Raw genomic sequence first — 23,743 nt, forward strand, 5'->3', positions numbered from 1 at the left:
TCGCTCTACAGTTCTTCGGCCAGAATCATCTCGGACAACCCCTTGCCATTCGGCACCATCGGGAATACGTTTTCCTTCTGGTCAGTGAGGAAGTCCATGAATACCATGCGCTCTTTCAGCTTGGGGCCAAAAGCTTCTTTCAGTGCTGGCTCTACATCGGATGGCTTCTCGATGCGCATGCCAACGTGGCCATAAGCCTCCGCCAGTTTGACGAAGTCAGGCAGCGCGTCCATGTAGGATTCGGAGTAACGGTTGCCGTAGAAGAACTCCTGCCACTGGCGCACCATGCCCATGTAGCGGTTGTTCAGCGTGACCACCTTGACCGGCAGGTGGAACTGCTTGCAGGTAGACAGCTCCTGAATACACATCTGGATCGAAGCTTCGCCAGTCACACAGGCGACTTGTGCATCGGGGTAAGCCAGCTGCACGCCCATGGCGTAAGGCAGGCCCACACCCATGGTGCCCAGGCCGCCAGAGTTGATCCAGCGACGTGGCTTGTCGAATTTGTAATATTGCGCCGCCCACATCTGGTGCTGGCCCACGTCGGAGGTGATAAAGGCATCGCCCTTGGTCACTTCCCACAATTTTTCCAGCACATACTGCGGCTTGATGATGTCGCTGTTGCGGTCATAGCTCAGGCACTTCTTGCTGCGCCATGCCTCGATCTGGGTCCACCATGCCTGAATGGCAGCCTCTTCCGGCTTCTTGTCGGCAGCGGCCTTGAACTCGCCATCCAGCAGGTCATTCATCTCGCCGAGCACGGACTGTACGTGGCCGACAATCGGCACGTCCACTTTCACGCGCTTGGAGATGGAAGAAGGGTCGACATCAATATGAATGATGGTGCGACTCTTGCTGAAGAAATGATCCGGGTTACCAATTACGCGGTCATCAAAACGCGCGCCGATGGCAATCAGCACATCACAGTCCTGCATCGCCATATTGGCTTCCAGCGTGCCGTGCATGCCCAGCATGCCAACAAACTGACGATCGGTAGCGGGGTAGCCGCCCAGGCCCATCAGTGTGTTGGTAATAGGGAAGCCAAGGCGGCGTGTCAGCTTGACCAGCTGTTCGGACGCATCGCCCAGAATAATGCCGCCGCCCGTGTATAACATGGGGCGCTTGGCATCCAGCATCAGACGCAACGCTTTCTTGATCTGTCCGGAGTGACCCTTGAGTATCGGGTTGTACGAGCGCATTTCCACGGTTTCAGGGTAGCTGAAGGCATGGAACTGCGCCGTGATGTCCTTGGGGATATCCACCACCACCGGGCCTGGACGACCCGTGCCAGCGATATAGAAGGCTTTTTTGATGGTGGCAGCAAGATCCTTGATGTCTTTTACCAGGAAGTTGTGTTTTACACAGGGGCGGGTAATGCCGACCATGTCGACTTCCTGGAAAGCGTCCATGCCAATGGAGGGCGCAGGTACCTGGCCACTCAGCACAACAAGTGGAATGGAGTCCATGTAGGCGGTGGCAATGCCGGTCACGGCATTGGTTGCACCTGGACCTGAAGTCACCAGTGCAACGCCGACCTCGCCTGTGGCACGCGCGTAAGCATCCGCCGCATGCACGGCAGCCTGCTCATGACGAACCAGCACGTGCTTGAAGTGGGTTTGATTGAAAATCGCGTCGTAAATATTCAGGACAGCGCCGCCAGGATAGCCGAAAACGAATTTGACGTTTTCCTCCTGCAAGCAGCGAATAACGATTTCTGCGCCCGTGCATTGATTGCCCGTGGTCGGATTGCTAGGGTCTTCCATAAATCTTGCTGTTTTTACTGAGAATTGGGGAACCCTGAACAGTAACTGTTTGAATGTATTTGGTCAAGAATCAAAATGCGAAATTGACGGATGTACAAACATATTCGGCACAGATAATGAAATTTGCGACGTTGAGGCTTATTCCAGAGGTGGGGCGACCTTGCTCAATTCTTCCATGGTGGTGAGCCCGGCTGCGATTTTTTCGGCACCGTTGATGAGTAATGGCTGCATGCCTTGCTTGTAGGCCATGGCGCGGATTTTTGCCAGGTCGGCATCCGGAGTGATGAGTTTTTTGATCTCGGGCGTGATGGTCAGCATTTCATAAATGCCACTGCGGCCGCGATAGCCCGTCATGCGGCATTCCAGACAGCCGATAATACCGTGTGCATGCGCAGGCGGCGGCAGCTTCCAGGGGGCGGTGTATTGCTGCCACTGCTCGCTATCTATGTTGATGGGTTGCTTGCATGCGGGGCACAGGGTGCGTACCAGACGTTGTGCCATGATGCCGAGCACTGTGGACTGAATGAGGTAGGACGGCACGCCAAGATCCAGCAAGCGAGTGATGGCAGATGGCGCATCGTTGGTATGCAATGTCGACAGCACAAGGTGACCGGTCAGCGCGGCCTGTATTGCCATTTCGGCGGTTTCCACATCGCGGATTTCGCCGACCATGATGATGTCCGGGTCCTGCCGCAGCAGCGTGCGTATGCCATCGGCAAAACTGAGGTCAATATTCTGCTGCACTTGCATCTGGTTGAACGCAGGCTCCACCATTTCAATAGGTTCTTCCACCGTACATACATTGACTTCCGGTGTGGCCAGTTGCTTGAGGGTGGAATACAGCGTGGTGGTTTTGCCAGACCCCGTAGGACCGGTCACCAGAATGATGCCATTCGGATTGCGGGTCCACGCACGCCATTGGGTATCTTGCTCAGGCGAAAAGCCCAGTTCGATGAAGTCCTTGACGATGACATCCGGCGTAAATACCCGCATCACCAGTTTTTCGCCAAACGCCGTTGGCATGGTGGAAAGGCGTAGCTCGACTTCATTGCCTTCGGTGGTCAGCGTTTTGATACGGCCATCCTGCGGGCGGCGTTTTTCCACCATGTCCATGCGGCCCAGCAGTTTGATGCGGCTGGTAATGGCATTCATGATGGTGGAAGGCAGCTGGTAAACCTGATGCAGCACACCGTCAATGCGGAAACGCATGATGCCGAGGTTGCGGCGCGGCTCCAGGTGAATATCGCTGGCGCGCTGCTCGAATGCGTATTTGAACAGCCAGTCAACGATGTTGACGATATGTTGCTCGTTGGCGTCCAGGTTCTTGTTCTTGCCCAGTTCCACCAGTTGTTCGAAGTTCTGCACCCCGATGATCTGCCCGGCCTTGGCTGTGTTGGCCAGATTGATCGAATTGGCGAGGTTGTAGACTTCGGGCAGGTAGCGGTTGATCTCCAGCGGATTGGCAACTACCAGACGTATCTTGAGATTCATGATGCGCTCAAGATCGGGGATCCAGTCGGTCAGGAAGGGTTCTGCGGTGGCAATGGTAGCTTCGTTGGCGCCTACCTTGACCGGCATGATTTTCAGGCGTTCGGCATAGGCTTTGGAGACCACCTGAGCCACCGACCCAAAATCCAGATTGAGCGGGTCGATATGAAAGTAATCGAGGCCCACACGCTTGGCCAGCCACTCGGTCAGGTTTTCAACGGACAAAGGCTTGTGTGGACTCTGCAGGCTTTTCCACTTTTGTTCGCCGATGACCACCAATGGATGCAAGTTGGATTTGTCGAGCTTGCGATCTTTATATAACTGCTCGGCATCCTTTTTTTCCACCATGCCGTCATTCACCAGCATGCGCAATACATCGCCTATCGTTAGGCGGCCTTGCAAAGGTTTGGCGGTGGCGGCGACTTTGCTCATGTGGGGTCCTTCGGTATGTCCTGTTGTCATATTTCAGTCATTCAGGATAGTGGCAAACGCGCTCACGGGTCTAGCGTTTTTACGATTGTAAGTCTTGCAACACTCAGCCTTGAAATCTCAGGGATAAATCTATCGCATGCACATGTTTGGTCAGGCCGCCAATTGAAATGCGGTCGACTCCAGTCTCCGCGATAGCGCGCACGGTTTCCAACTCCACACCGCCGGAGGCTTCCAGGGTTGCGCGGCCTGCCGTCAATGCCACGGCCTTGCGCATGCCATCCAGATCAAAATTGTCCAGCAGAATCAGCTTGGCTCCCGCTTGCAAGGCTTCTTCCAGTTGTTCCAGTGACTCTACCTCAATCTGCAGGCTGGCATGCGAGCTCAATTTGATGGCGGCTTGCATCACCGCCGCAATGCTGCCTGCAGCGGCAATATGATTTTCCTTGATCAAAATACCGTCGTACAAGCCCATGCGCTGGTTCATGCCGCCGCCGATGGTGACGGCATATTTTTGTGCCATGCGCAGGCCAGGCAAGGTTTTACGGGTATCCAGAATTCGCGCTTTGGTGCCTTGCACTGCTTGCACATAGCGCGCAGTGACCGTGGCGGTCGCCGACAAGGTCTGCAGAAAATTCAGCGCGCAGCGTTCAGCGGTCAGGATTTGCCGCGCATTGCCCGTGATGGTACACAGAGTTTGCCCGGCGGTGACTTCAGCACCTTCGCTGATCTGCCACTCCAGTTTGGCATCTGGTGCCAATCGGGTAAAACATGCCTCCACCCAAGGAATACCGCAAATGATGGCCTGCTCGCGACTGATCAACGTGGCATGTGCGTGCTGATCGGCGGGTACCAGGCTAGCCGTGAGGTCGCCGCCTGCAATATCTTCGGCAATGGCTGCCTCGATATTGCGTTGAATAGCTCTCTGTAATTCGCTGGTGAGGAGGGGGGCGGATAGGGTGGTATTCATAAATTACATTATAATGCCGACTACGCTTATCTTCGTCGAATACCTCCATCCCTATGAAGCTCTATTACTCACTTACCAGCCCCTATGCCCGCAAGGTACGCGTCGTGGCCGCCGAAAAACGGATTGATATCGAGATGGTGCAGGTCGTGCTTGCCGATCCTGATTGCCCGGTGCCGGACCACAATCCCTTGGGCAAGATTCCCGTGCTCGTGCTGGATGATGGTGAGAGCATTTTTGATTCGCGCGTCATCGTGGAGTTTCTTGACCACCGTACCCCGGTGGCCCATCTGATTCCGCAAGATCATGGTCAGAAAATTCGCGTTCGCCGCTGGGAAGCGTTGGCCGATGGCGTGTGCGATGCCGCCGTGGCGGTGATCATGGAAGGTCGCCGTGCACCTGAAAAGCAGGATGCGGCAGTGCTGGAAAAACAATTGGGTAAAGTCACGCGTGGCCTTGCCGCCATGAATGATGAACTGGGCGCGGCCAAGTGGTGTGTCAACGGCAACTTCAGTCTTGCGGATATTGCGTTGGGCTGTGTGCTGGGCTACATGGACCTGCGCTATGCCCATCTTGGCTGGCAGGAAACCTACCCCAATCTGGCCCGGCATTATGCCGCCATGCTGCAGCGTCCATCGTTCAAGGATACTATGCCACCCGCTCAGTAATAGCAGAGCCGGTTAAGCAGTTGTGAGGCCAAGCGTAACCCAGAGTGTCGATGTTTTAGCGCTGAAGCTTCAAAGCACCCGATTCAACTCGCGTGCAATCTCCGTCCCCCCAGTTTTACCGCTAGCGTCAAACCGCGCGCGTAATGATGCCGCCACCCAAGCACACCTGGCTTTCATAGACGACCGCGGATTGTCCCGGCGTAATCGCCCATTGCGGCTGACCGAAGCGGATTTCGGTTTCGTTTTCTTCCAGGCGATCAATCTCGCAGGGCGCATCCGGCTGGCGATAGCGGGTCTTGGCAGCATATACCCAATGCGTTTCCGGCGCTTCACCGGCAATCCAGTGCAGCTGGCTGGCAACCAGGCCGTCGTTGGACAGTAGCGGATGGTCATGCCCTTGCACCACAACCAGCACATTGCGCTGCATATCCTTGCCCGCCACAAACCATGGCTCGCCATTACTTTCGCGCGAGCCGCCAATCTTCAGGCCCTGGCGCTGACCCAGCGTGTAATACATCAGGCCTTCGTGTTCGCCCACCACCTTGCCTTCCGGCGTTTGCATTTCGCCGGGTTCGCGTGGCAGGTAGCGATTGAGGAACTCGCGGAATGGCCGCTCGCCGATAAAGCAGATGCCGGTGGAGTCTTTTTTTCCGGCCGTCACCAAGCCTTCGCGATGGGCGATTTCACGCACCTCACGCTTTAACAGGCCGCCCAGCGGAAACAGTGTTTTGCTGAGTTGGCGCTGGTTAAGGCGATAGAGGAAATAGCTTTGGTCCTTGCTGCCGTCTTCCGCTTTTAATAGCTGGAACAAGCCGTTTTTCTCGCGTACTTGCGCGTAATGGCCGGTGGCAATCAGGTCTGCGCCCAGGCCCATGGCATGATCCAGAAAGGCCTTGAACTTGATTTCCGAGTTGCAGAAGATGTCCGGGTTGGGTGTACGGCCTGCCTGATACTCTTCCAGGAAGTTCTGGAAAACACGCTCTTTGTATTCCTTGCTGAAGTTGACCGCTTCCAGCTCAATGCCGATCTTGTCGGCGACGGCAGCGGCGTCTATCAAGTCCTGCTTGGCGGGGCAGTATTCATCGGTGTCGTCGTCTTCCCAGTTTTTCATGAAAAGACCCACGACGTCATAGCCTTGCTCTTTCAATAGCAAGGCCGTTACAGAAGAGTCGACGCCGCCGGACAGGCCGACGACTACACGCTTTTTACTCATGGTTCACCGCGTTCCAGATGGGTAATGATGTTGAGCGGGAAACGTTGCCCCGCCAGATAATGTTCGATGCAGGTAAGCACCTGCGGGCTGCGATGCAGCGCGCGACAGGACTGGATTTCCTCCAGGCTCATCCACAAGGCGCGCCGTATGCCGCTATCCAGTGGTTGCTGCGGATCGTGGTCGGACACTGCGCCAATAAAGGCATACCGCATATAGGTAATGTCTTTTTGCGGATGATGCCATTGGTAAATGCCAAGCAGGGCTTGCGGCTCAAAGCGGTAGGCTGATTCTTCGCGGGTTTCGCGGATCACGGCTTCCAGCAGGGATTCACCGCGTTCCAGATGGCCAGCCGGCTGGTTGAAGCGCACGCCGTCCGCGGTGTCTTCTTCTACCAGCAGGAATTTGCCGTCCTGCTCAACGATGGCGGCGACAGTGGTGTTGGGTTTCCAGACCATGCAATTGCTTGAAAAATTGCATATTTTACCGCGCTTGCTACGGCTTAGCCATTCAAACCGGGAAAAAGTCCGCTAATACCCTGCGCAATGAACTCTACCGCCATCGCCGCCAGAATCAGACCCATCAGGCGTGTGACGATGTTAATCCCCAATGTCCCCAGCTTGTGGGCAATCGCAGAAGACAGTCGCAAGGTCAGCCAGATCAGCAGGCATACCGCGGCTACCGGCACAATCAATGACACATGCCCCCAGAAGCCGGAATGCTTTTGCGCCGTGATGATCATGCTACTGATGGCGCCTGGCCCCGCCAGCAGCGGGATGCTGAGCGGCACGATGGCGATGACCTCGCGTTCGGCCACTGCCTGGGCTTCTTCCGGCGTCTGCCGTGCATGGCTTTGCTTGCCGTGCATCATGGAGATCGCGATCAGCATGACCAGTATGCCGCCGCCGACCTGAAACGAGGGAATGCTGATGCTGAAGAAATCCAGAATGCCATTGCCGAGAAACGCCGACGTCATCAGCACAACAAATACCGTCAGCCCAACGGTTTTGGCGGTGCGGGCGCGATCTTTGGGGCTCCAGCCATCGGTGGCGCTGATGAATATAGGCACACTGCCCACCGGGTTGACGATGGCAAACAGGGCAATGCCGGTTTTGAACAGGTAGGCCCATTCGCTCATAGCTTCAGATTCTCCGTGACAGGCTTCGGTTGGTGGTTTTTGTAGACATCAGTTAGTATTTGTCACCATTTGATTATAACTGCCGCACAAGGTTTTATGCCCTCTGTATTGATTCCACTGGCCCATGGCTGTGAAGAGATGGAAGCCGTCATCGTGATGGATATTTTGCGCCGCGCTGGCGTGGATGTTGTGGCGGCCAGTTTGACGCCAGGACCGGTGAACTGTAGCCGTGGAACGCGCCTGCTGGCAGATGCCTTGCTGGATGAGGTGCATCAGCAGCCATTCGATATGCTGGTATTGCCTGGTGGCATGCCGGGTTCCGAGCATTTGAAAAACGATGTGCGCATTCAGGCACTGCTGACGCAATATGCAGCGGAAGGCCGCTATATTGCCGCCATCTGCGCGGCGCCCATGGCATTGCATGCGGCCGGATTGCTGGAAGGCAAGCGCGCGACCAGCTTCCCCGGTGTGCTGGATCAGCTGCCGGGGAGCCATCATTATGTGGAAGATGCCGTGGTGGTGGATGGCCGCATTGTCACCTCACGCGGACCTGGTACGGCCATGGCATTTGCGCTGACGCTGGTGGGCTTGCTGTGTGGCGAGGCCAAGCGCCAGGCGGTAGAAGAACCTTTGCAAAGAGCATGATGAAAAAACGTATATATCTGGCATCGCGTTCACCGCGCCGTGCCGAGCTGCTGCAGCAATTGGGCCTGGAGACGATATTCATGGCCGCCGATGTGGATGAGTCGCCGTTGCCCGATGAAGCCCCCCACGATTATGTGCTGCGCCTGGCGCAAGCCAAGGCGGAAACCGGCCTCGCCGCATTGCAGGCGCAAGGTTGTGAAGCCCTGCCACTGCTCGCGGCGGATACCACGGTAGCGATTGATGGCCTGATACTTGGCAAGCCGGAAGACGATGCGGATGCCCGCGCGATGCTGTTGCGCATGTCCGGGCGCTGGCATGAGGTGCATACTGGCGTGGCAGTCGCCTCGGCATCGGGCGTACATGTACGCTTGTCTACCACCCGTGTGGAGATGGCCACGCTGGACGAGGCCACTATTCAGGCTTACATTGCCAGCGGCGAGCCGCGTGACAAAGCCGGCGCTTATGGCATACAGGGCTTGGCCAGTACTTTTATTCGCCGCATTGAGGGCAGCTATTCCGGGGTGATGGGCTTACCGGTATTTGAGACGTCCGAACTATTGAAGCAGGCAGGAATTTCCGTGTTGTGAGCGTCATGCATGCATGGCAGAGAGCTGGTAAATGAGTGAAGACATTCTGATCAACGTCACCCCGCAAGAAACGCGGGTGGCCATTATCGAGCAGTGCATCGTGCAGGAGCTGCATATCGAGCGCAATACCTCGCTGGGCCTGGTGGGCAATATCTACCGTGGCCGCGTCTGCCGTGTATTGCCGGGCATGCAGTCTGCGTTTGTTGAGATCGGCCTGCAGCGCGCGGCATTTCTGCATGTGGCCGATGTGCTGGAGTGCGCCAATAGCGACAAGGACAAGGAAAAAACCATTCAGGAAGTGCTGCACGAAGGCCAGCCCATCATGGTGCAGGTGATCAAAGAGCCGATAGGAACCAAAGGTGCGCGCCTGACGACCCAGGTCAGCATCGCCGGGCGCTTTCTGGTGTATCTGCCACAGCAGCAGCATATCGGCGTGTCGCAGCGGATTGAAGACGAAGCCGAGCGCGAATTTCTGAAAGAGCGGCTGCTCAAGCTGTTGCCAGAAAACCGGCAGGGCGGCTACATCATACGCACCATGTCCGAGACCGCCACCGATGATGAGTTGCTGGCGGATGTGGATTATCTCAACAAGGTCTGGAGCAATATTCAGGCGGCCAGCCATGGCGCGGCAGACCGTTCGCTGGTGTTTCAGGATCTCAGCCTGCCCATGCGCGTATTGCGCGATGTGGTGAATGAAGACACCGACCGCGTGCTGGTCGATTCGCGCGAGACTTATCAGAAGCTATTGGAGTTTGGTCAACACTACGCCATCGGCGCCGTGAAAAAGCTGGAACATTACCAGGGCGAGCGCCCACTGTTTGATATGTACCATGTCGAGCAGGAAATCGAGCGTGCCATGTCGCGCAAGGTGGAGATGAAGTCTGGCGGCTATCTCATTTTTGACCAGACCGAAGCGCTGACCACGGTGGACGTGAATACCGGTGGCTTCGTCAATGGCCGCAGCCTGGCCGATACCATCTTCAAAACCAATCTTGAGGCATCGCAATGTATTGCCCGGCAGCTGCGACTGCGCAATCTGGGCGGCATCATCATCATCGACTTCATTGATATGGATGAGGATGAACATCGCGTGGCGGTACTGGATGAGTTGAAGCGCGCGCTGGCCAAGGATCGCGCCCGTACCGGCATCAGTGGGTTCTCCGCGCTGGGGCTGGTGGAAATGACGCGCAAGCGCACGCGCGAAAGTCTCGCGCATATTCTGTGTGAGCCTTGCCCCGCCTGTCAGGGCCGCGGCGAGATCAAAACCGCGCAAACCATCTGCTATGAAATCCTGCGCGAGCTGTTGCGGCATGCCCGCCAATTCACGGCGCGCGAGTTGCGCGTGCTGGCCTCGCCCAAGGTCATTGATCTGTTGCTGGATGAAGAGTCGCAGAGTCTGGCCAATCTGTCGGACTTTATCGGCAAGCCGGTATCGCTGCAGGCTGAAACCCAATATCCGCAAGAAAACTTTGACATCATCCTGATGTAAGGCGGCATGCTTGATAAATAAAAAAACGGCGCGACCATCTGATCGCGCCGTTTTTATTGAGTCTATGCGATGAGGCTGTGGATTAGAACAGCTTCAGGAATTGCAGCTCCAGTGGTGCCACGACCAGCATCAATAGTAATTGCGCGAGGATGAAGACCAGAATCGGTGTCAGATCAAAGCCGCCTACCAGCGGCACACGGTTGCGCAGTGGCGCGAGGATGGGGCGGGTCAGCGCATCCAGCACCGGGGTAATCACCGTGTAGGGATTTACCCAACTCAGGATCGCTTGCAGGATCACGGCATACAGGAAGATATAAATGCTGAGCTTGATCAACCCGACCACGGCGAGGCCCACCAGGGCAATCCATACACCGCCGCCCGCAACGAGCAGCGGGAAGTCACTCAACCACAAGGAAGCCAGCTTCAATATCAGCTGGGCGATAAAAGCCACGATCAGCGTGGAGATATCCAGCCCGCCCCAGCCGGGAATCACCCGACGCAGCGGCTTGACTGCAAAGTTGGTAATGGCCACGACGAATTGCGATGCCGGATTTTTGAAAGGCGCGCCAGTCAGCTGCAGGTAAAAACGCAGCAGCGCGGCCAAGGTAAACATGCCGAGGATGGTTTCCAGCAGAAATTGCAAAGCGTTGGCGATCATGTCATTCCTTACCTAATTGGTCGCCCAGCTCGGCTGAGCGGGCAGCAGCAGCGTGGGCTGCCTGAATAATGGCGGTTTTAACCCCGGCGCTTTCCATGGATAACAGCGCTCGTTCGGTAGTGCCGGCCTTGGAGGTGACCTGCGCGCGCAACGTGGCGGGCGTCTCGCTGCTCTGGGCGGCGAGGGCGGTTGCTCCGGCAAAGGTCTGCAGGCTGAGCAAGCGGGCGTCTTCTGCACTCAGGCCCAGCTCCAGCGCGGCTTGCTGCATGGCCTCAATGAAATAAAACACATAGGCCGGACCACTGCCGGAGATGGCGGTGACCGCATCCATCTTCTGCTCGGCATCCAGCCACACGGTTTTTCCGGCCGCCTGCATGATGGTATCGGCGATTTCCTTCTGCGCGGCACTGACGGCAGGCAGGGCGTACAAGGCCGAAATCCCGGCCTGTATCTGGGCCGGTGTATTCGGCATGACGCGTACGATGGCCTGGTAACCGCCGAGCCAGCGTGCCAGATCCGGGCTGCGGATGCCAGCGGCAATCGAGATCACCAGCTGCTCATGCAGCAGGCTGCCCAGGAAGATCGCCAGGTCGCGCAGTTGCTGCGGCTTCACAGCCAGCACGATGACATCGGCACTGCTCACGCTGGGCAGTTGCTCGGTCACATGTACCCCGTATTCCGCATGCAGTTGCTTGCGCTTGTCCGTATCTGGCTCGATGACGCTGATGGCATCCATGGCGTAACCATTGCTTTGCAGGCCGCCAATGAGGGCGCGCGCCATATTGCCGCCGCCGATGAAACTGATTTTTGTCATGGTATTTTCAATGGGTTAAGTGTTCAGTGCTTTAAGGTATTCATTTGCCCGCATGGCGCTATGCCATATGCGGGGTTTATGACGCCTAAACTTGGTTTGATGCATGTCGGCTTATTCTGCTGCTGCCACTTTGGCAGGCCGTGGGCCAAAAATCGCCGAGCCAACCCGCACGATAGTGGCGCCTTCGGCAATGGCAACCGGAAAATCTTCCGACATGCCTATCGACAACGTATCCAGCGCGATGCCTTGCTGCCTCAGCGCATCATACAGGGCGCGTACTATTCTAAACTGCGCGCGTTGCAATTCCATATCCGGCGTCGGGGCCGGTATCGCCATCAATCCACGCAACTGCAGGCGGGGCAATTGGGCAACTGCCGTGGCCAGCGCATAAGCCTCATCGGCCGAGATGCCACTTTTGCTTTCCTCGTGGCTGACATTCACTTGCAGGCATATCTGCAGGGGTGGCAGCTCCGCTGGCCTGGCCGCGCTCAGGCGCTCGGCAATCTTGAGCCGGTCTACGCCATGCACCCAGCTGAAATGCTGGGCGATAGGCTGGGTCTTGTTACTCTGGATAGGGCCGATGAAATGCCACTCAATCGGCAGGTCTTGCAGCAGAGCCTGTTTATTCAGGGCTTCCTGCAGGTAATTCTCGCCAAACTGTCGCTGACCAGCGGCCCAGGCATCGCGGATGGCGTCGGCATTTTGTGCCTTGCTCACGGCCAGCAGGGTAATCTCCTGCGGGTCGCGTCCGGCGGCCGTGGCCGACTGACAAATACGGGCTTGCACGGCTTGCAAGCGTTCTGTGATTGCGCTCATAATCCATTCATCATTTTTATAAAATTATAGCAGGAGCCTAGGGTGGATATTTCGGATTTGCTGGCGTTCTCGGTTAAAAACAAGGCTTCTGATTTGCATCTTTCCGCCGGTATGCCACCCATGATCCGGGTGCATGGCGATGTGCGCAAAATCAACCTGCCCTCCATGGATCACAGCCAGGTGCACGACATGGTGTACGACATCATGAACGATGGCCAGCGCAAGATTTACGAAGAAACTCTGGAGTGCGATTTCTCCTTCGAGATTCCCAATCTTGCGCGTTTCCGGGTCAATGCCTTCAACCAGAATCGTGGGGCCGGCGCGGTATTCCGTACCATTCCTTCCAAGATTCTCACCATGGAAGAGCTGAACTGTCCGCCCATCTTCCGTGAAATCGCGCAAAACCCGCGCGGCATCGTGCTGGTAACTGGTCCAACCGGTTCCGGCAAATCCACCACGCTGGCGGCCATGGTCGATTTCATCAATGAAAACGAGTACGGCCATATCCTGACGGTGGAAGACCCGATTGAGTTCGTCCACACCTCGAAAAAGTGTTTGATCAATCAGCGCGAAGTGGGTCCGCATACCCTGTCATTCTCCAATGCCTTGCGCTCGGCGCTACGTGAAGACCCGGACGTGATTCTGGTCGGCGAAATGCGCGATCTGGAAACCATACGCCTGGCCCTGTCTGCCGCTGAAACCGGCCACCTGGTGTTCGGCACCCTGCATACCAGCTCGGCGGCCAAGACCATAGACCGTATCGTCGATGTATTCCCCGCGGCCGAAAAGGAAATGGTGCGCTCCATGCTCTCTGAATCCCTGCGTGCCGTGATCTCGCAAACCCTGTGCAAAACCAAGGATGAACAGGGTCGTGTGGCCGCGCATGAGATCATGATCGGTACCCCGGCCATCCGTAACCTGATCCGCGAAAACAAGATTGCGCAAATGTATTCCGCCATCCAGACCGGGCAGAATGTGGGCATGCAGACGCTGGATCAGAACCTGCAGGAGCTGGTGAAGCGCAATATCATTTCGGTGGGTGAGGCCAGGGGCAAGGCAGCCAACAAGGAAACCTTCGGCGGTTAAGCGCGCCTTTGTTCGATTATTAACCCGTTTACTTAAGGTAGTCTTCCATGGAAGAAGGTCAGGCAGAGAAGTTTGTTTTTGATTTATTGCGCATGATGATTGGCAAGAAGGCTTCTGATCTGTTCATCACGGCGGCCTTTCCTCCGGCAATGAAGATCGATGGCAAGATGACGCCCATGAGCAGCCAGGCACTTACGCCGCAGCATGTGCGCGAGATTGCCCGCGCCATCATGAACGACAAGCAGGCCGCCGAATTCGAGGCCACCCGCGAATGTAATTTCGCCATCAGCATGCCGCGCGTGGCCCGGTTCCGGGTCAATGCCTTTGTGCAGCGTGGCTCGGTCGGCCTGGTGTTCCGTACCATTACCTCGGCCATTCCCAAATTTGATGATCTGCATCTGCCTGAGGTGTTGAAGGAAGTCTCCATGACCAAGCGAGGTCTGGTGATTCTGGTTGGCGGTACCGGCTCTGGTAAATCTACCACGCTGGCGGCGATGATGGGGTATCGCAACGAAAACAGTTACGGTCATATCATCACCATTGAAGACCCGATTGAATTCATACACGACCACAAAAACTGCATCGTGACTCAGCGCGAAGTGGGGGTGGATACCGATAACTGGTTTGCCGCGCTGAAAAACACGCTGCGGCAGGCGCCGGATGTGATCATGATCGGCGAAATCCGCGATCGCGAAACCATGGATTACGCCATTGCCTTTGCCGAAACCGGCCATCTGTGCATGGCGACGCTGCATGCCAACAGCACCAACCAGGCGCTGGACCGTATCATCAACTTCTTCCCTGAAGAGCGTCGTCAGCAATTGCTGATGGATCTGTCGCTGAACATGCGGGCCTTTGTCTCGCAACGCCTGATCCCCAAGCGTGATGGTCAGGGCCGTGCAGCCGCGATCGAGATCATGCTGAATTCACCGTTGATCTCCGATCTGGTGCTGAAGGGTGAAGTGCATGGCATCAAGGAAATCATGGCGAAATCACGCGAGCTCGGCATGCAGACGTTCGACCAGGCCTTGTTTGATCTGTATGAGCGCGACGAAATTACCTACGAAGATGCGCTGCGCAATGCAGACTCCATCAACGATATCCGCCTCAAGATCAAGCTTGAAGGCAAGGACGCTCAGGACCGGGATATGTCTGCCGGGCTGGATAAGCTAGGGATCGTTTAGTCTTCAGCGCAGTGGCTGGCCAGTCCAGCGCTTGGCTGAGCGAACTTTTGCCATGACTTCGCTTACCAAAGGGTATGGCGGCTGATATACGCATTGGTATTTCTGGTTGGCGATACCCTCCCTGGCGCAAGGTCTTTTATCCGGATGACCTGACGCAGGCCCGGGAGCTTGAGTTCGCCTCGCGTGCCTTGTCCAGTATTGAGCTTAACGGTTCGTTTTATGGGTTGCAGCGCCCCTCCAGTTACCAACGCTGGTATGAACAAACGCCTCCCGGCTTTATCTTCAGCATTAAAGCCACCCGCTACGTCACCCATATTTTGCGCTTGCGCGATATTGAAATCGCCATGGCCAATTTTTTTGCCTCTGGTTTGCTGGCTTTAAAGGAAAAGCTGGGGCCTGTACTTTGGCAGTTTCCGCCCAGTTTCAAGTTTGACGTTGATCTGTTCGAGTCTTTTTTGCAGCAACTACCCCATGATACCGATGCGGTAGCAAGGCTTGCCCAGCAGCATGGCCCTGAGTTGGATGGGCGTACTTTTTTTGCGGTGGATGAATGCAGGCCTCTGCGCCATGCCTTGGAAATCAGGCATGCCAGCTTTGCCCAGTCCGATTTTATAGCGCTATTGCGTCGTTACAAGGTGGCCCTGGTCGTGGCTGATACTGCTGGAAAATGGCCTTATCTGGAAGATGTGACGGCTGATTTCATGTACCTGCGGCTGCATGGGGATGCAGAACTTTATGCCAGTGGCTATAGCGATCAGGCGTTGGCGCGCTGGGCTGAGCGCATACGGTGCTGGAGCCTTGGGCGTGTGCCTGAGGATGCGCAGCTTGCTGCGGAGGGGCATCCTGCATCACATGGCAAAGCACGCGATATCTATTGTTATTTTGATAATGACATCAAGGTGCGTGCCCCATTTGATGCACGCAAGCTGATTCATCTTCTGGGAAGGGAGGAGGGGCTTGCCCCATTGGATGAATCAGCCCTGAATAAGCTCGTGAAGCCCGCCAGAAATGCGGTATCTGGCAGGCGCCAAGTAGAAAAATGAACATCCAGGGGCGATCTGGCAGCGGCTTGCAGCCAGACCGCCCTGTCGCTCATGGGGTGGACTGGCTTATTTTGCCTGGTACACAATCTGGCCGTTGACCAAGGTGTAACGTACCTTGCCTTGCAGGTTCAGCCCGGTGAAAGGCGTGTTTTTGCCCTGACTAATCAAGGCGGCCGCTTCCACTTTCCACTCTTCTGCGGGATCAAACAGGCAGAGGTCCGCATCGGCGTGCAAGGCCAAATCACCGGCAGCCACAGCCAGAATGGCGGCGGATTTGCTAGTGACCGAGGCCAGCGCCTGGGTGAGCGGAATGTCTTGTTCATCTGCCCATTTGCAGACCAGTGGCAGCAATAGCTCCAGTCCGGTGGCGCCAGCTTCTGCTTCACCAAATGGTTGCAGTTTGGCATCGTCATCCACGGGCGTGTGATCCGAACAAATGGCATCAATGGTGCCGTCGATGACGCCCTGGCTCAGGGCATCGCGGTCGCGCTGGCCACGCAATGGCGGACGCAGGTGGCAGTTAGGGTCAAAGAATCCGATATCGTGTTCTGTCAGGTGCAGGTGGTTGATGCTGACATCACAGGTCACAGGCAGCCCTTGCCGCTTGGCTGCGCGCACCATTTCCACGCCTTCGGCGGTGGAGAGGCGGCACAGGTGTATGCTGGCACCCGTTTCGCGGGCAATGGTCAATATGCTGGCAATCGCCAGGGTTTCAGCTGCCGCCGGGATGCCTTTCAGCCCTAGGCGACTGGCGACTTCGCCGTCGTGTGCCGTGCCGCCGCTGGCGAGGTAGGGTTCTTCCGGACGCAGCCAGATGGTATAGCCAAAGGTGGCTGCGTATTGCATGGCACGCCACAATACCTGGGTATCGGTAATCGCGACATCGGCCTGCGAAAATCCCACGCAGCCCGCTTCCGTCAGTTCGGACATTTCGGTCAGCTGTTTGCCCTGCAGCTGGCGGGTAATGGCACCGAGCGGGTAAACATGCGCCAGGTGCAATTGCTTGGCCTTGTGCTTGAGCATCTCCACCAGGCCTGGTTCATCCAGCACTGGATCAGTATCCGGCGGGCAAGCCAGGCTGGTGACACCGCCTGCGACGGCAGCCTGCATTTCACTTTCCAGCGTGGCTTTGTGCTCAAAGCCGGGCTCGCGCAGGCGGGCGGATAAATCCACCAGCCCCGGTACGATCAGCAAGCCGCTGGCGTCCAGGGTTTGCGTGGCTTCGTAGCCAGCTGGGCCGCTACCTATGCCGACGATTTTGCCGGCGGCGATATAAATATCCTGCGTCGTATCTATATTGTTCTTTGGGTCGATCAGGCGCCCGTTTTTAATCAGTATTTTCATGCACTGTTTCCTGCAAGCATGGACATGACCGCCATACGAACGGCAATGCCGTAAGTCACCTGGGGCAATATCACGGATTGTTTGCCGTCAGCGACGGCGGAGTCGATTTCCACGCCACGGTTCATGGGGCCGGGGTGCATGACAATGGCATCCGGCTTGGCGAGGGCCAGCTTTTCCGGTGTCAGGCCATAACACTTGAAATATTCCTGTGCGCTGGGCAGCAGCGCGCCATTCATGCGTTCGTTCTGCAGGCGCAGCATCATGATCACGTCTACATCCTTCAGGCCCTCACGCATGTCGTGATACACCTGTACCCCCAGTTTTTCTACATGCTGGGGCAGCAGGGTCTTGGGGGCAATGACGCGCACTTCGGGAACGCCCAGCGTGGTCAGTGCGTGAATCTCGGAGCGGGCCACGCGCGAATGCAGCACATCCCCCACCAGTGCCACGCGCAGGTTGTGCATGTCTGGCTTGTAGCGGCGGATGGTAAATACATCCAGCAAGCCCTGGGTCGGGTGCGCATGGCGACCATCGCCCGCATTGATGACGTGGATATGCGGCGCAACATGCTGCGCGATCAGGTGTGCAGCACCGGATTGCGCGTGGCGGATGACGAACATGTCGGCATGCATGGCCGTCAGGTTGTCTATGGTGTCCAGGATGGTCTCGCCCTTGGATTGCGACGAGGTGTTAACGTTAAGGTTGATCACGTCAGCAGACAGGCGCTTGGCGGCAATCTCGAACGTCGTGCGGGTGCGGGTGCTGTTTTCGAAGAAGATGTTGCACACGGTTTTTCCCCGCAGCAGCGGCACTTTTTTAACTTCGCGCTCGGCCACGCCGACAAAGGATTCTGCGGTATCCAGAATCTGGTTGAGGATGGCGCGCGGCAGGCCTTCGGTAGACAACAGGTGTCGCAGCTTGCCATCCGGCGTAAGTTGGGGGTTAAGCATCAGATGCTGTCTTTCAGTTCAAAATGGAAACGGCCGTCTTCCGATTGCAGCAGTTGCAGGTTCTGGCTTACGGGCAGTGGAATATCGGCCGCGACGATCTGCGGCACGATGGGCAACTCGCGGCCGCCCCTGTCCACCAGCACGGCAAGGCTGATGCTGGCCGGGCGGCCGTAATCAAACAGTTCGTTCATGGCGGCGCGTATGGTGCGGCCGGTATGAAACACATCATCGATCAGGATGATGTGCTGATCCTGTACATCAAAGGGAATCTGCGATGGCTTGTTTTCTGCACGCAGCCCGCGTTGGTCAAAGTCATCCCGATAAAACGAGATATCCAGCGTTCCACGTGCTACAGGGCGGCCAAGCAGTGGCAGCAGGCGGTCTACCAGCCAGACGCCACCGCTGTGAATGCCAACCAGGGCAGTGTTGTCGGTGATGAGCGGTTTCAGCTTTTGCAGCAGCACCTCAAAGGTGGCTTCGGCGTCAGGCAGGATCATGTTGATGTACTCTATTCATGATGTCATTGGCTCCCCGCATGCGGTTGTGAGACGGAGAGGGATGACAAGGTATCAAAGTAGGATTGCAAGATATGCTGGGCGGCCACTTGATCCAGCATGACTTTCTGCTTGCGGCCGTATACGCCACTTTCATTCAGCGAGCTGCTGGCTTCTGCCGAGCTCAGGCGCTCGTCTATCATGACCACCGGCAAACCAAAGCGGCCATCAAGCCGTCGGGCAAATTTGCGGCAGAGCAGGCTGGTGGCATGTTCTTCGCCTTCAAGCGACAGCGGCAGGCCGACAATCAGCACGGTAGGGCGCCACTCGTTGATCAGGGCGGTAATGGCTGCAAATCGCACATCATTGGCTTCACTCTCAATGGTGGTGAGCGGGTGGGCAATGCCCAGCAGGTGTTCCCCTACGGCCACGCCTATGCGTTTTTCGCCAAAGTCAAAAGCCAGAGCCGTTCCCTCTGAGGTGAGCAGCAATTGCTTGGCGGGATCGTTGTTGATGGTGTTGAGGCGAGGGGCGGCGGTCTGCATGCGCTCAGGCAGGAAGGAGTGTGTGGGACATATCAGGCATGCCCGGCCTCTTCCGAAAGCTTGGCAAAATCGAGCCCCAGCAGCTGCATGGCGGCTGTCAGCTTGTTTTCACTTGGCAGGTCAAACAATACGGTGTCGTCAGCGGGTACGGATAACCAGGCGTTCTGCGCCATTTCCTGTTCCAGTTGCCCGGCAGCCCAGCCTGAATAGCCAAGTGAGATGAAGATTTTCTCTGGCCCTGTGCCATTGGCGACGGCTTCCAGCACATCTTTTGAGGTGGTGAGCGTGGTTTTGCCATTGATGGAGATGCTGGACTGCCACTCACCTGGCGGCTGGTGCAGCACAAATCCGCGATCTATCTGTACCGGGCCGCCGAAGTGCACGGCGCTGGCCGCCATTGCAGCATCGTCCAGCGACAGGTTGATCTGGCTAAAGAGCTCCTGCAGCGTCATCTCTGTTGGACGGTTGATCACGATACCCAGCGCACCATCTGCATTGTGCTCGCAAATATACGTGACCGACTTGGCAAAATTCGGGTCGGCCATGGCAGGCATGGCGATCAGAAAGTGATTGGTAAGATTGACGTTTTCCACGGTTCCAATTATCGCATAAATATTAGGTCGGGGAAGCTTCCAGATAGCCGACGACTTCCAGCCCGAACCCGGTCATGCTCGGCATTTTGCGCGGGGCTGCCATCAGCCGCATTTTGCGCACGCCAAGGTCGAGCAGGATTTGCGAACCTATGCCGTAATTCCGCAGATCCTGCTTGTGCCGGATGGATTGATCCGCACGCTGGATGCGATCCACCAGATCGCTGCCTTGTTCGTTACCGCGCAGCAGAATCATCACGCCACACTCCGCCTGGCTGATGGTCTCCATGGCTTTGAGCGTATTCCAGGAGTGGGAGCAACTTGAACTGTCCAGCAGATCGAATACTGACAGCGGCTCGTGGACGCGCACCAGCACTTCCTTCGACTCATCCGGAGTGCCTTTGGTTAGCGCCAGATGGGTCTGGTCGTTGATACGGTCAGTGTAGGCAATCAGTTGCATGGGGCCGTATGGCGTTTGTACGGTGCGTTCAGCACTGCGCTGTACCAAGCTTTCGGTCTGGCTGCGGTAGTGAATCAGGTCGGCGATGGTGCCGATCTTAAGCTTGTGCTCGCGCGCGAACTCAATCAGGTCAGGCAAGCGGGCCATGCTGCCGTCATCCTTGAGGATTTCGCAGATGACGCCTGCTGGCTCCAGGCCTGCCAGAGCGGCAAGGTCACAACCCGCTTCGGTGTGCCCGGCGCGGACCAGTACGCCCCCGTTTTCTGCCGTGAGCGGGAAGATATGGCCGGGGCTGACAATGTCGGCCGGGCTGGCATTGCGGGCAACGGCAGCCTGCACTGTGCGTGCGCGGTCTGCAGCCGAAATGCCTGTGGTGACGCCTTCGGCGGCTTCAATCGAAACTGTAAATGCCGTGCCAAGGGGCGCGCCATTTTTCTGCACCATGGGCGGCAGGGCCAGTTGCTGGCAGCGGTCTTCGGTCAGCGTCAGGCAGATCAGGCCGCGACCATGCTTGGCCATGAAGTTGATATGCTCTGGCGTGGTGAATTGCGCCGCGAGTACCAGGTCCCCTTCATTTTCCCGGTCCTCTTCGTCCACCAGGATGACCATGTGGCCCTGGCGGATTTCCTCAATAATGTCTTTGGTCGGGCTGATCACGCACTTTCTCCTTCGGTTTTCCATTGCGCCATGCGCTCTACATAACGGGCGATCATGTCGACCTCCAGGTTTACCCGGCTGCCCACGCCCAAACTCTTGAGCGCCGTGACTTCTATCGTATGGGGAATCAGGTTCACACTGAACACATCACCATCCACATGGTTGACGGTGAGGCTGACGCCATCAATGGTGATGGAACCCTTGATGGCGATATAGCGCGAAATGGCATGTGGCGTGCGCACGGCCAGCAGCATGCAATCTCCCGCAGGCTCAAATCGCACGACTTGGCCTACGCCATCCACATGGCCACTGACGATATGGCCGCCCAGACGGTCGGAAAAGCGCAAGGCTTTTTCCAGATTAACCGCGCGTACATTGTCGAGACCAACGGTGCAGTTAAGGGTTTCGCGCGAAACGTGCGCCTGAAAGTGGCTGGGGCTCAGGCTGACGGCGGTGAGACACACGCCATTGACGCAAATGCTGTCGCCGATGGCGACATCGCCAAGATTCAGCGCGGCTGCATCTATCGTCAGCTTGACGTCGGTGCCGAGGGTGTCGACTTTTTCGATACGGCCTACCGCTTGGATGATTCCGGTAAACATGAGGGTATATACGCTCCAGGATGTAATGGTGTGCTGTGCTCGCGAGTGTGCTTGAGCCTGCTGGCCGAGCCACGCTTCGGTGCTTGTCACAGCCTTGCATAATTTTAGCAGAATGGCGCCTGTTCCCTGCTAGAATTCGGCGCTATGGCTATTAAATTCACTACATTGCCGTACGAAATTTTCGTCGGATTACGTTATACACGCGCCAAGCGTCGCAATCATTTCATCTCCTTCATTTCCATGACCAGCATGATAGGTATCGGCCTCGGTGTGGCTGCGCTGATTATCGTGCTGTCTGTCATGAATGGTTTTCAGGAGGAGTTGCGCACTCGCATTCTGGGGGTGGCTTCGCACATGCAGATCAGCGGCGTCGATAACAAGCTGGCCGACTGGCCCATCCTTGCCAAAGAGGTGGAGCATGGGCCACATGTGCAGGCCGTGGCACCTTATATCATGGCGCAGGGCATGCTTTCTTATGGGCAGTCGGTGCAGGGGGCGATTGTGCGTGGCGTGCTGCCGGTGGATGAAGACCGCGTGGCGGACCTGGGGCGCCATATGCGCGCCGGCAAGCTCACAGACCTCAAGGAGGGCGAATTCGGTATTGTGCTCGGTGCCGAGTTGGCGCAGTCGCTAGGGGTGATACTTGGCGACAAGGTGGTGGTGCTGGCGCCGCAGGGGCAATTTACGCCCACGGGTATCGTGCCGCGTATCAAACAGTTTCGCGTGGTGGGCATTTTTCAGATCGGCATGTACGAATACGATGCTGGCCTCGCCTTGATCCATATGGCGGATGCCGCCAAGCTTTATCGCATGGGCACGGATGTATCCGGTGTCAGGCTGAAACTGGATGACCTGTTCGCTGCCCCGCGCGTTACCACGGCACTGGTGGCGCAGTTGCAAGGCAAGGGTAACTATTACATCAGCGACTGGACCGAGCAGCATGCCAATTTCTTCCGCGCCGTACAGATGGAAAAACGCGTCATGTTCATTATCCTGGCGCTGATTGTCGCGGTGGCGGCCTTTAATATCGTTTCCACGTTGGTGATGGCCGTGACCGACAAGCGGGCGGATATTGCCATCATGCGCACCTTTGGCGCCAGCCCCTCCAGCATCATGCAGATATTCATCGTGCAGGGCGCGCTGATTGGCGTGATCGGCACAGTCTTTGGGGCGATTTTTGGTGTGGTGATTGCGCTGAATATTGAAACCATTGTGCCGTTTATCGAACGCAGTCTGGGTATCCAGTTTTTGGCCAAGGACGTGTATTACATCAGTGAGCTGCCATCACATCTGCTGTGGGGCGATGTCGCGGTGATTACCGTCATGTCTTTTGTATTAAGCCTGCTGGCCACGCTTTATCCAAGCTGGCGCGCGGCGCGCATTAACCCGGCGGAGGCCCTGCGCTATGAGTAATGAAGTGATTGCATGTAGCGCCTTGCGCAAAACCTACGCTGGACTGGATGTGGCAGTGCTGAACGGTATTGACCTGCATGTGGCGCAAGGCGAGCAGGTGGCGATTGTCGGCACATCTGGCTCGGGCAAGAGCACGCTGTTGCATTTGCTCGGTGGTCTGGACGCTGCAAGTGCTGGCGAAGTGCGGGTGATGGGCGAAAAACTGGCGGACCTTAGCGAAGCGCGCCGGGGTGAGTTGCGTAATCATGCTTTGGGCTTTGTTTACCAGTTTCACCATTTGCTGCCGGAATTTACTGCGCTGGAAAACGTCGCCATGCCTTTGTTTATACGCCGCATGCCACGGGCAGAAGCCCTGGACGCGGCTGCCGAAACGCTTACTCAAGTGGGGCTGGCACATCGTCTGGAGCATATGCCGGGCGAACTGTCCGGCGGCGAACGGCAACGCGCCGCGGTAGCACGGGCGCTGGTGACCAATCCGCGTTGCATACTGGCGGATGAGCCGACGGGCAATCTAGACCGACACACGGCCAATGCGGTGTTTGATCTGTTGCTGGAGCTGAATGCGCGGCAGGGCGTCAGCCTGGTAGTGGTGACGCACGATCTGGAGCTGGCCGCCAAGATGCAGCGCCAATATCGCTTGCAGGATGGTCAGCTGATCAGCACGGGTGCTGATCATTCCTCGTCTGTTAGCGCTTGATCTGAC

25 protein-coding genes are annotated in these 23,743 nt (G+C 56.8%); 9 read left to right on the forward strand and 16 right to left on the reverse strand.

Features of this window, described 5'->3' with window-relative positions:
• Window positions 1-5: 5 nt before the first annotated feature.
• From LG204_RS04120 to nadC, 3 genes are all read right to left on the reverse strand, one after another.
• The gene (locus LG204_RS04120; protein WP_268868001.1) at window positions 6-1,805 is read right to left on the reverse strand and encodes an acetolactate synthase 3 catalytic subunit; all 1,800 of its coding nucleotides are present in this window, start codon (window positions 1,803-1,805) and stop codon (window positions 6-8) included.
• A gap of 96 nt (window positions 1,806-1,901) precedes the next feature.
• Window positions 1,902-3,683: a GspE/PulE family protein gene (locus tag LG204_RS04125; protein WP_230336070.1), complete on the reverse strand. Its 1,782-nt coding sequence runs from the start codon at window positions 3,681-3,683 to the stop codon at window positions 1,902-1,904.
• A gap of 103 nt (window positions 3,684-3,786) precedes the next feature.
• Window positions 3,787-4,650 carry a carboxylating nicotinate-nucleotide diphosphorylase gene (gene nadC / locus LG204_RS04130; protein WP_230336071.1) on the reverse strand — a complete coding sequence of 288 codons (864 nt, stop codon included), beginning with the start codon at window positions 4,648-4,650 and terminating at the stop codon, window positions 3,787-3,789.
• A 53-nt stretch (window positions 4,651-4,703) separates the two neighbouring features.
• Here nadC and LG204_RS04135 point away from each other — a divergent pair, with 53 nt between their 5' ends.
• Window positions 4,704-5,315 (forward strand): glutathione S-transferase family protein, encoded by a 612-nt coding sequence (locus tag LG204_RS04135; RefSeq protein ID WP_230336072.1) that lies wholly within the window; start codon window positions 4,704-4,706, stop codon window positions 5,313-5,315.
• Window positions 5,316-5,442: 127 nt separating this feature from the next.
• Here LG204_RS04135 and mnmA read toward each other — a convergent pair whose 3' ends face one another.
• From mnmA to LG204_RS04150, 3 genes are read right to left on the reverse strand one after another with little or no spacing between them, the layout of a single operon-like run.
• Window positions 5,443-6,528, reverse strand: coding sequence for a tRNA 2-thiouridine(34) synthase MnmA (gene mnmA, locus LG204_RS04140; RefSeq protein WP_230336073.1), 1,086 nt, complete (start codon window positions 6,526-6,528; stop codon window positions 5,443-5,445).
• Entirely contained in the window at window positions 6,525-6,983 is a 459-nt protein-coding gene (locus LG204_RS04145) for an NUDIX hydrolase (protein ID WP_230336074.1), read from the reverse strand. The genes mnmA and LG204_RS04145 overlap by 4 nt, the downstream gene beginning before the upstream one ends.
• Window positions 6,984-7,027: 44 nt before the next feature.
• Window positions 7,028-7,663 carry a YchE family NAAT transporter gene (locus tag LG204_RS04150; protein ID WP_013441447.1) on the reverse strand — a complete coding sequence of 212 codons (636 nt, stop codon included), beginning with the start codon at window positions 7,661-7,663 and terminating at the stop codon, window positions 7,028-7,030.
• A 96-nt stretch (window positions 7,664-7,759) separates the two neighbouring features.
• Between LG204_RS04150 and LG204_RS04155 the strand changes: the two genes are divergently transcribed.
• Genes LG204_RS04155 through rng form a run of 3 tightly spaced genes read left to right on the forward strand, consistent with a single transcriptional unit; the run spans window position 7,760 to window position 10,384 of the window.
• Window positions 7,760-8,308 (forward strand): DJ-1 family glyoxalase III, encoded by a 549-nt coding sequence (locus LG204_RS04155; protein ID WP_230336075.1) that lies wholly within the window; start codon window positions 7,760-7,762, stop codon window positions 8,306-8,308.
• Window positions 8,305-8,895: a Maf family protein gene (locus tag LG204_RS04160; protein ID WP_230336076.1), complete on the forward strand. Its 591-nt coding sequence runs from the start codon at window positions 8,305-8,307 to the stop codon at window positions 8,893-8,895. The genes LG204_RS04155 and LG204_RS04160 overlap by 4 nt, the downstream gene beginning before the upstream one ends.
• A 31-nt stretch (window positions 8,896-8,926) precedes the next feature.
• Window positions 8,927-10,384, forward strand: coding sequence for a ribonuclease G (gene rng / locus LG204_RS04165; RefSeq protein ID WP_230336077.1), 1,458 nt, complete (start codon window positions 8,927-8,929; stop codon window positions 10,382-10,384).
• A gap of 82 nt (window positions 10,385-10,466) precedes the next feature.
• Here the strand turns inward: rng and LG204_RS04170 are convergent, their stop codons facing one another.
• The 3 genes from LG204_RS04170 to LG204_RS04180 form a co-directional block, all read right to left on the reverse strand.
• A complete protein-coding gene (locus LG204_RS04170; RefSeq protein ID WP_230336078.1) occupies window positions 10,467-11,042 on the reverse strand; it encodes a YggT family protein in 576 nt (191 codons plus the stop codon).
• Between the two features lies 1 nt (window position 11,043).
• Complete coding sequence (gene proC / locus LG204_RS04175) at window positions 11,044-11,856, reverse strand: pyrroline-5-carboxylate reductase (protein WP_230336079.1); 813 nt, start codon at window positions 11,854-11,856, stop codon at window positions 11,044-11,046.
• A 111-nt stretch (window positions 11,857-11,967) separates the two neighbouring features.
• The gene (locus LG204_RS04180; RefSeq protein WP_230336080.1) at window positions 11,968-12,672 is read right to left on the reverse strand and encodes a YggS family pyridoxal phosphate-dependent enzyme; all 705 of its coding nucleotides are present in this window, start codon (window positions 12,670-12,672) and stop codon (window positions 11,968-11,970) included.
• Between the two features lie 42 nt (window positions 12,673-12,714).
• Between LG204_RS04180 and LG204_RS04185 the strand changes: the two genes are divergently transcribed.
• The 3 genes from LG204_RS04185 to LG204_RS04195 all read left to right on the forward strand — a co-directional run bounded on the left by LG204_RS04185 (window position 12,715) and on the right by LG204_RS04195 (window position 15,985).
• Window positions 12,715-13,758: a type IV pilus twitching motility protein PilT gene (locus LG204_RS04185; RefSeq protein WP_230336081.1), complete on the forward strand. Its 1,044-nt coding sequence runs from the start codon at window positions 12,715-12,717 to the stop codon at window positions 13,756-13,758.
• Window positions 13,759-13,805: 47 nt separating this feature from the next.
• Window positions 13,806-14,942 (forward strand): PilT/PilU family type 4a pilus ATPase, encoded by a 1,137-nt coding sequence (locus tag LG204_RS04190; protein WP_230336082.1) that lies wholly within the window; start codon window positions 13,806-13,808, stop codon window positions 14,940-14,942.
• Window positions 14,943-15,016: 74 nt separating this feature from the next.
• On the forward strand, window positions 15,017-15,985 hold the full coding sequence (locus LG204_RS04195; RefSeq protein WP_230336083.1) for a DUF72 domain-containing protein: 969 nt from the start codon (window positions 15,017-15,019) through the stop codon (window positions 15,983-15,985).
• Between the two features lie 66 nt (window positions 15,986-16,051).
• Here the strand turns inward: LG204_RS04195 and LG204_RS04200 are convergent, their stop codons facing one another.
• Genes LG204_RS04200 through LG204_RS04230 form a run of 7 tightly spaced genes read right to left on the reverse strand, consistent with a single transcriptional unit; the run spans window position 16,052 to window position 21,627 of the window.
• On the reverse strand, window positions 16,052-17,329 hold the full coding sequence (locus LG204_RS04200; RefSeq protein ID WP_230336084.1) for a dihydroorotase: 1,278 nt from the start codon (window positions 17,327-17,329) through the stop codon (window positions 16,052-16,054).
• Window positions 17,326-18,279 (reverse strand): aspartate carbamoyltransferase catalytic subunit, encoded by a 954-nt coding sequence (locus LG204_RS04205; RefSeq protein WP_230336085.1) that lies wholly within the window; start codon window positions 18,277-18,279, stop codon window positions 17,326-17,328. The genes LG204_RS04200 and LG204_RS04205 overlap by 4 nt, the downstream gene beginning before the upstream one ends.
• On the reverse strand, window positions 18,279-18,776 hold the full coding sequence (gene pyrR / locus LG204_RS04210; protein ID WP_230336086.1) for a bifunctional pyr operon transcriptional regulator/uracil phosphoribosyltransferase PyrR: 498 nt from the start codon (window positions 18,774-18,776) through the stop codon (window positions 18,279-18,281). The genes LG204_RS04205 and pyrR overlap by 1 nt, the downstream gene beginning before the upstream one ends.
• Before the next feature lie 23 nt (window positions 18,777-18,799).
• Window positions 18,800-19,318 carry a Holliday junction resolvase RuvX gene (gene ruvX / locus LG204_RS04215; RefSeq protein WP_230336087.1) on the reverse strand — a complete coding sequence of 173 codons (519 nt, stop codon included), beginning with the start codon at window positions 19,316-19,318 and terminating at the stop codon, window positions 18,800-18,802.
• 32 nt (window positions 19,319-19,350) lie between these two features.
• Window positions 19,351-19,911 carry a YqgE/AlgH family protein gene (locus LG204_RS04220; protein ID WP_230336088.1) on the reverse strand — a complete coding sequence of 187 codons (561 nt, stop codon included), beginning with the start codon at window positions 19,909-19,911 and terminating at the stop codon, window positions 19,351-19,353.
• Between the two features lie 22 nt (window positions 19,912-19,933).
• On the reverse strand, window positions 19,934-21,025 hold the full coding sequence (ribBA, locus tag LG204_RS04225; RefSeq protein WP_230336089.1) for a bifunctional 3,4-dihydroxy-2-butanone-4-phosphate synthase/GTP cyclohydrolase II: 1,092 nt from the start codon (window positions 21,023-21,025) through the stop codon (window positions 19,934-19,936).
• A complete protein-coding gene (locus LG204_RS04230) occupies window positions 21,022-21,627 on the reverse strand; it encodes a riboflavin synthase (RefSeq protein WP_230336090.1) in 606 nt (201 codons plus the stop codon). The genes ribBA and LG204_RS04230 overlap by 4 nt, the downstream gene beginning before the upstream one ends.
• A gap of 144 nt (window positions 21,628-21,771) precedes the next feature.
• Between LG204_RS04230 and LG204_RS04235 the strand changes: the two genes are divergently transcribed.
• Entirely contained in the window at window positions 21,772-23,040 is a 1,269-nt protein-coding gene (locus LG204_RS04235) for a lipoprotein-releasing ABC transporter permease subunit (protein ID WP_230336091.1), read from the forward strand.
• Window positions 23,033-23,737 (forward strand): lipoprotein-releasing ABC transporter ATP-binding protein LolD, encoded by a 705-nt coding sequence (gene lolD, locus LG204_RS04240; RefSeq protein WP_230336092.1) that lies wholly within the window; start codon window positions 23,033-23,035, stop codon window positions 23,735-23,737. The genes LG204_RS04235 and lolD overlap by 8 nt, the downstream gene beginning before the upstream one ends.
• The last annotated feature ends 6 nt before the right edge of the window (window positions 23,738-23,743 follow it).

This window comes from Methylovorus menthalis, assembly GCF_020523625.1.
Classification (GTDB): Bacteria; Pseudomonadota; Gammaproteobacteria; order Burkholderiales; family Methylophilaceae; genus Methylovorus; species Methylovorus menthalis.

Bases quoted from the DNA above. Each gene is read 5' to 3' on its own strand.
- LG204_RS04125 (WP_230336070.1), bottom strand. From the start codon at position 3,683: ATGAGCAAAGTCGCCGCCACCGCCAAACCTTTGCAAGGCCGCCTAACG.
- nadC (WP_230336071.1), bottom strand. From the start codon at position 4,650: ATGAATACCACCCTATCCGCCCCCCTCCTCACCAGCGAATTACAGAGA.
- LG204_RS04135 (WP_230336072.1), top strand. From the start codon at position 4,704: ATGAAGCTCTATTACTCACTTACCAGCCCCTATGCCCGCAAGGTACGC.
- mnmA (WP_230336073.1), bottom strand. From the start codon at position 6,528: ATGAGTAAAAAGCGTGTAGTCGTCGGCCTGTCCGGCGGCGTCGACTCT.
- LG204_RS04145 (WP_230336074.1), bottom strand. From the start codon at position 6,983: ATGGTCTGGAAACCCAACACCACTGTCGCCGCCATCGTTGAGCAGGAC.
- LG204_RS04150 (WP_013441447.1), bottom strand. From the start codon at position 7,663: ATGAGCGAATGGGCCTACCTGTTCAAAACCGGCATTGCCCTGTTTGCC.
- LG204_RS04155 (WP_230336075.1), top strand. From the start codon at position 7,760: ATGCCCTCTGTATTGATTCCACTGGCCCATGGCTGTGAAGAGATGGAA.
- LG204_RS04160 (WP_230336076.1), top strand. From the start codon at position 8,305: ATGATGAAAAAACGTATATATCTGGCATCGCGTTCACCGCGCCGTGCC.
- rng (WP_230336077.1), top strand. From the start codon at position 8,927: ATGAGTGAAGACATTCTGATCAACGTCACCCCGCAAGAAACGCGGGTG.
- LG204_RS04170 (WP_230336078.1), bottom strand. From the start codon at position 11,042: ATGATCGCCAACGCTTTGCAATTTCTGCTGGAAACCATCCTCGGCATG.
- proC (WP_230336079.1), bottom strand. From the start codon at position 11,856: ATGACAAAAATCAGTTTCATCGGCGGCGGCAATATGGCGCGCGCCCTC.
- LG204_RS04180 (WP_230336080.1), bottom strand. From the start codon at position 12,672: ATGAGCGCAATCACAGAACGCTTGCAAGCCGTGCAAGCCCGTATTTGT.
- LG204_RS04190 (WP_230336082.1), top strand. From the start codon at position 13,806: ATGGAAGAAGGTCAGGCAGAGAAGTTTGTTTTTGATTTATTGCGCATG.
- LG204_RS04195 (WP_230336083.1), top strand. From the start codon at position 15,017: ATGGCGGCTGATATACGCATTGGTATTTCTGGTTGGCGATACCCTCCC.
- LG204_RS04200 (WP_230336084.1), bottom strand. From the start codon at position 17,329: ATGAAAATACTGATTAAAAACGGGCGCCTGATCGACCCAAAGAACAAT.
- LG204_RS04205 (WP_230336085.1), bottom strand. From the start codon at position 18,279: ATGCTTAACCCCCAACTTACGCCGGATGGCAAGCTGCGACACCTGTTG.
- pyrR (WP_230336086.1), bottom strand. From the start codon at position 18,776: ATGATCCTGCCTGACGCCGAAGCCACCTTTGAGGTGCTGCTGCAAAAG.
- ruvX (WP_230336087.1), bottom strand. From the start codon at position 19,318: ATGCAGACCGCCGCCCCTCGCCTCAACACCATCAACAACGATCCCGCC.
- LG204_RS04230 (WP_230336090.1), bottom strand. From the start codon at position 21,627: ATGTTTACCGGAATCATCCAAGCGGTAGGCCGTATCGAAAAAGTCGAC.
- LG204_RS04235 (WP_230336091.1), top strand. From the start codon at position 21,772: ATGGCTATTAAATTCACTACATTGCCGTACGAAATTTTCGTCGGATTA.
- lolD (WP_230336092.1), top strand. From the start codon at position 23,033: ATGAGTAATGAAGTGATTGCATGTAGCGCCTTGCGCAAAACCTACGCT.